The following is a 4,734-nucleotide window of genomic DNA, read 5'->3' as shown; positions in this document are numbered from 1 at the left end:
GAACCGGAGCATTCCACCAATCAGGAAGATGATCAGCCCAACGTGATTGACATAAGGGCCCCATCTGGAAAAACGATTTTTCTCAGCAAGGATGTTTCCATTTTCTTCACGAATCTTGTACTTCTTCTCTCCTAGCTTTTTCTTGATTTTATCAAGGTTATCATCTATATTCGTCGTTTCTGTCACTCCGTATACCCGCTGACGCTTTAAAAAACTTTCATGGCGTGAAACACGCTGGGTCTTCAGTGCGCGATGCAAAGGAATGACGCGGTCCAGACTGCATATGACCAATGATACCCCGATTGAAGCGATTAATAATAGATACCACCAGGAACTGTACAGATCGTGGAAACCGAGCATATAATACAACTTCCCGAAAAACCCGTATACTTCCTCATAAAACTGTTCAGGCGGGAGTACAGAAGGGATGTATTGTTCCTGAGGCAATATCGTCCCGACTGCAGAAGCGATCAGCGTGATGACGATCAGCCATACTCCAACTTTTACAGATGAAAAGAAATTCCACACTTTATCGATGATCGATTTATTATACGTTTGAGATCGTCTCGCACTTCCTTCATAGCGCATATCATGCAGCTTTTCCTCTTTTGCTTTAGGTGTTAGTGCACGTCCGCATGATTCACAAAGTACGGTACCAATCGGGTTGACATGTCCGCATTCACATTTTATTTCCTTCATGAATAAAACTCCTTAATCGTAAGTTCAATGGATATTAGGGCATGATACTTTCCATATGTCCTCTTATATCTTCTTCTGTCATGGTGCCTGTAATGACTTTAACGACTTCTCCTTCAGGATTGATCAAGAAGGTGGTGGGCAGCGGATCCACTCCATATGCGTTCAACACTTCATCGTTTTCATCAATGACGATCGGGAACTCAAGGTTATGCTTTGAAGCGAACCGATTGACCAAAAATTCCGACTCACCCACATTGACAGCCAGTACTTGAACGTCTTGATCTTTAAACATTTTGTATTGATTATTCATATAGGGCATTTCTTTTTCACAAGGTTTACACCACGTACCCCAGAAATTAAGGAATACCCCTTTACCCTCATAATCCGAGAGTTTGTGTATTTCACCTTCCATATCTGTCAATACAAAATCAGGTGCTTTATCTCCTGCTTGAATCTGCCCTCTTTGATCTTTCGTAAAGTTTGCATACAGAGTATACACAACCGCAGAAATCAACAGGATGAGTATGATACTTCTTATAAGCAGTCTGCGTTTCTTTTTGTTCACTTAACGATCCCTCCACCAATGTAATCGTTCTCACATTTGGAAATGATACTCTTAACAACAGGAAAGGGCCTGATAATATGATCAGTCCCTACAATTAAGTCAGTTATCACTATTTCTATGTAGGGAATTCACCTTCACCGCAAGGAAAATTCCCTTCTCATTATACCATTTATCACTTTTTTCAAAGCATGAATATATGAATGATATGTGACATTTCATTTCATTCTTATCGAATGCTCCCCGTTTCGGCAAGTGTTCTCAACTGTTTGACCTCATGAGGTGTCAACTCGCGTCCTTCACCGGCATTTAGACCGTGTAGTGTAAGAAAGGCAAACCTTTCCCGCTTCAGTTTCTGTACGGGAAATCCGATTGCTTCGAACATTCTGCGGACTTGACGGTTCCTTCCTTCATGGATGCTGATTTCAGCGATCGATTTACCTTGCTTTTTATCAATGCTGAGCACTTTTACCTTTGCCGGGGCGGTCACACCGTCATCAAGCCTGATTCCTTTTTCAAGTTCTCTGATTTTGAATTTAGGGGGTATCCCTTTTAATCTTGCTACGTAGGTCTTTTCAATCTGACTGCTTGGATGCATGAGAAGATTGGCGAATTCTCCATCATTTGTCAGAAGGAGCAATCCGGATGTGTCATAATCCAGGCGTCCGACCGGATAGATTCTTTCATCGATTTCAGGGAAGAAGTCCGTAACCACTTTACGATCTTTATCATCCGTGACTGCTGAAATAACACCTCTTGGTTTGTAAAGCATATAGTATACTTTGTTCTCTCTTTCGATTTGAACACCGTTCACTTCGACTTTATCTGAAGACGATACCTTTGTCCCAAGTTCTTTCACGACATTTCCATTCACTTTTACTTTACCTTCTATGATTAACTGCTCGGCTTTTCGTCTTGATGCCACGCCGCTGTGAGCAATTACTTTTTGTAAACGTTCCACGGTATTTCACCTCTTCTGATTTTCAAAACTTTTGTCTTCATGAATTATTACATAATCGGGACAAAATAGAAAGGCAAAAAGAAAAAACAGCCCCAGGGCTGTTTTGGTTTTTACATTCCGCTATAACGATTCTGCTCTACTAAAGTTTTCAATGATGTACTATTTCCATTCTTTCATACTAATGAATTTACTGATTATCAAGCAAACATGATAGTGACGATGAAGATAGCAGCGGCTATTCCGACTAGGTCCGCAAGCAGGCCGACTTTCAGGGCATCCCCCATTTTCCGTATTCCCACTGCACCGAAGTAAACGGTCAAGACATATAACGTTGTATCGGTACTTCCCTGCAGGGTGGATGCCAGTCTTCCGATAAAGGAATCAGGACCATAGGCGGCTACAATATCGCTCATCATTCCGAGAGCTGCTGTACCTGATATCGGCCTTATAATGGCGAGAGGGACAATTTCAGGAGGGATGCCTAATGCAATAAGTGCAGGTCGTATGAGGCTGACAAAGAATTCCAATGCACCGGATTCTCTGAATACAGTGATTGCAACAAGCATCCCTATCAAAAAAGGAATGATGGAGATCGCGATTTTCACCCCTTCTTTACCGCCTTCTACAAACACTTCGTACGTGGGGACTTTCTTTAGAGTCCCATAGATTAGTATGAACCCAATCATCATTGGAATCAGCCACAGTGATATAGTAGAAATCCATTGCATCTATTTCACCTCGCGACGAGTACGTCTGTAATGAAAATACCGGTCTATCATTATAGCACCTATGGTGGATATCATGGTTGCGATTAAAGTCGGCCCTACGATTTCAGTCGGCGATGCCGAATCATATTTCATTCGAATGGCAATGACTGTTGTGGGGATGATCGTAAGGCTTGATGTGTTGATGGCTAAAAAAGTAATCATGGATCTGCTAGCAGAATCCCCTCCTCCGTTTAATTGCTTTAGCTGTTCCATAGCTTTAATACCCAGAGGGGTTGCGGCATTTCCCAGGCCGAACATGTTTGCGATCATATTTGACAGGATATAACCCATTGCAGGATGATCGTCGGGAATGTCCGGAAATAAACGTTTCACAAACGGCCGGAATAGTTTCGCCAGTTTTTCAAGCAATCCTGCTTCCTGTGCGATCCTCATGATTCCGAGCCAGAATACGAGGACGCTGATCAATCCGATACAAAGCGTTACCGCTTCATTGGCTGACTTGAAAATAGCTTCATTTATCTCTTCCATCCTTCCGTTGATGATGGCAAATACAAGTCCGATTATGGTCATCCCAACCCAGATCAGATTAACCATTTTGACTTACTCCAAGGAAGCTTTCGAACGAATACGCCCAAAACTTCCACCAGCTTTTCTCTTCTTCCAGTTCCTTATCACGTTTAAAGAATACCGGGAGTGCATCCACTTCTTTATCGTCTAAAAAGATGACTGCCTTGCCTACAACTTCCGGTATATTTTCTTTGTTCCTCCATTCCTGTTCCGGTTTTATCATTTTGTATTCAATTCTTACCGATTGTTCTTCTTCATTCCTGAGCGTCAAGATCACCTCGCGTTTCACATATACACGTCCCTTATAAAATTCATCATCAAATTTCTTGATGATACCTTCTTCCAGGACTGTTTTGTAATTGAATTGTTTAAATCCATATTCAAACATGCCGATATGGTCATTCCAATCATCCGGTGCATTCAATGTGACTGCGATTAAGTTCTCCCCGTCATTTGAAGCTGTGGAGACAAGCGTTCTTTTAGCCCGTTTTGTATACCCGGTTTTGCCGCCTGTACTATGTTTATAAAGCTCGGTGACAAGCCTGTTTTTATTTTTCCATTTTCGGTCCCATTTTTCTTCAGGGTTAGGCGCGGTATGGACTTTAGTACCCGAAATCTTCCTATAAATATCGTTATTCATCGCATACTTAGTCAATAATGCCATGTCATAGGCTGTGGAATAGTGATCTTCATGATCATCCAGTCCATGCGGGTTAGAAAAATGAGAATTCTTCATGCCGATTTCAGCAGCTTTTTGATTCATCAAATGGACAAATCCTTCGAGGCTTCCGCCTACTGACTCAGCGATTGCAACTGCCGAATCGTTCCCGGACCTAAGCATCAATCCATAAACCAGGTCTTCAAGTTTTATCTTTTCACCGGCTTTCAGGTAAAGTGAAGAGCCCTCTGTTCCGGATGCATTGGATGAAACAGTCACTTTTTCATGCATCTTCCCTGATTCAATCGCAAGTATCGCTGTCATAATTTTTGTGATACTTGCAATCCTGCTCTTGCTGTCTGCATCCTTCTCGTACAAAATTCTTCCTGTCTCGCTATCCATCAGTATGGCTCTCTGAGCACTTACAGAAGGAGCAGCCTTGACTTCCTCAGAGACCAGGACAAACAATAACGCAAATACAAGCATATAATATATGTAATTTTTCATTTTTTTCTTGTACACACTCATCTACCCCTTTATCTTACTTTGAAGTGTTTGT

Annotated in this window: 6 protein-coding genes; all 6 read right to left on the bottom strand. The window is 41.9% G+C overall.

Annotation, left to right across the window (positions count from 1 at the left end):
* A partial coding sequence (locus HP456_RS20115; protein ID WP_172254412.1) for a cytochrome c biogenesis ResB family protein occupies positions 1 to 699 on the bottom strand: 699 nt, incomplete at its 3' end.
* A gap of 34 nt (positions 700 to 733) precedes the next feature.
* Positions 734 to 1,264 (bottom strand): thiol-disulfide oxidoreductase ResA, encoded by a 531-nt coding sequence (gene resA, locus HP456_RS20110; RefSeq protein WP_172254411.1) that lies wholly within the window; start codon positions 1,262 to 1,264, stop codon positions 734 to 736.
* Positions 1,265 to 1,490: 226 nt separating this feature from the next.
* Entirely contained in the window at positions 1,491 to 2,222 is a 732-nt protein-coding gene (locus tag HP456_RS20105) for a pseudouridine synthase (protein ID WP_172254410.1), read from the bottom strand.
* 197 nt (positions 2,223 to 2,419) lie between these two features.
* A complete protein-coding gene (locus tag HP456_RS20100; protein ID WP_172254408.1) occupies positions 2,420 to 2,950 on the bottom strand; it encodes a spore maturation protein in 531 nt (176 codons plus the stop codon).
* Positions 2,951 to 3,544: a nucleoside recognition domain-containing protein gene (locus HP456_RS20095; RefSeq protein WP_172254406.1), complete on the bottom strand. Its 594-nt coding sequence runs from the start codon at positions 3,542 to 3,544 to the stop codon at positions 2,951 to 2,953.
* The gene (locus tag HP456_RS20090; RefSeq protein WP_281358100.1) at positions 3,537 to 4,703 is read right to left on the bottom strand and encodes a D-alanyl-D-alanine carboxypeptidase family protein; all 1,167 of its coding nucleotides are present in this window, start codon (positions 4,701 to 4,703) and stop codon (positions 3,537 to 3,539) included. The genes HP456_RS20095 and HP456_RS20090 overlap by 8 nt, the downstream gene beginning before the upstream one ends.
* Positions 4,704 to 4,734: the final 31 nt, after the last annotated feature.

It is taken from the genome of Bacillus haikouensis (genome assembly GCF_013179555.1).
GTDB lineage: Bacteria > Bacillota > Bacilli > Bacillales > Bacillaceae_B > Rossellomorea > Rossellomorea haikouensis_A.
The sequence above is the reverse complement of the archived record's forward strand: the minus strand, read 5'-3'. Positions and strand labels throughout refer to the sequence as shown.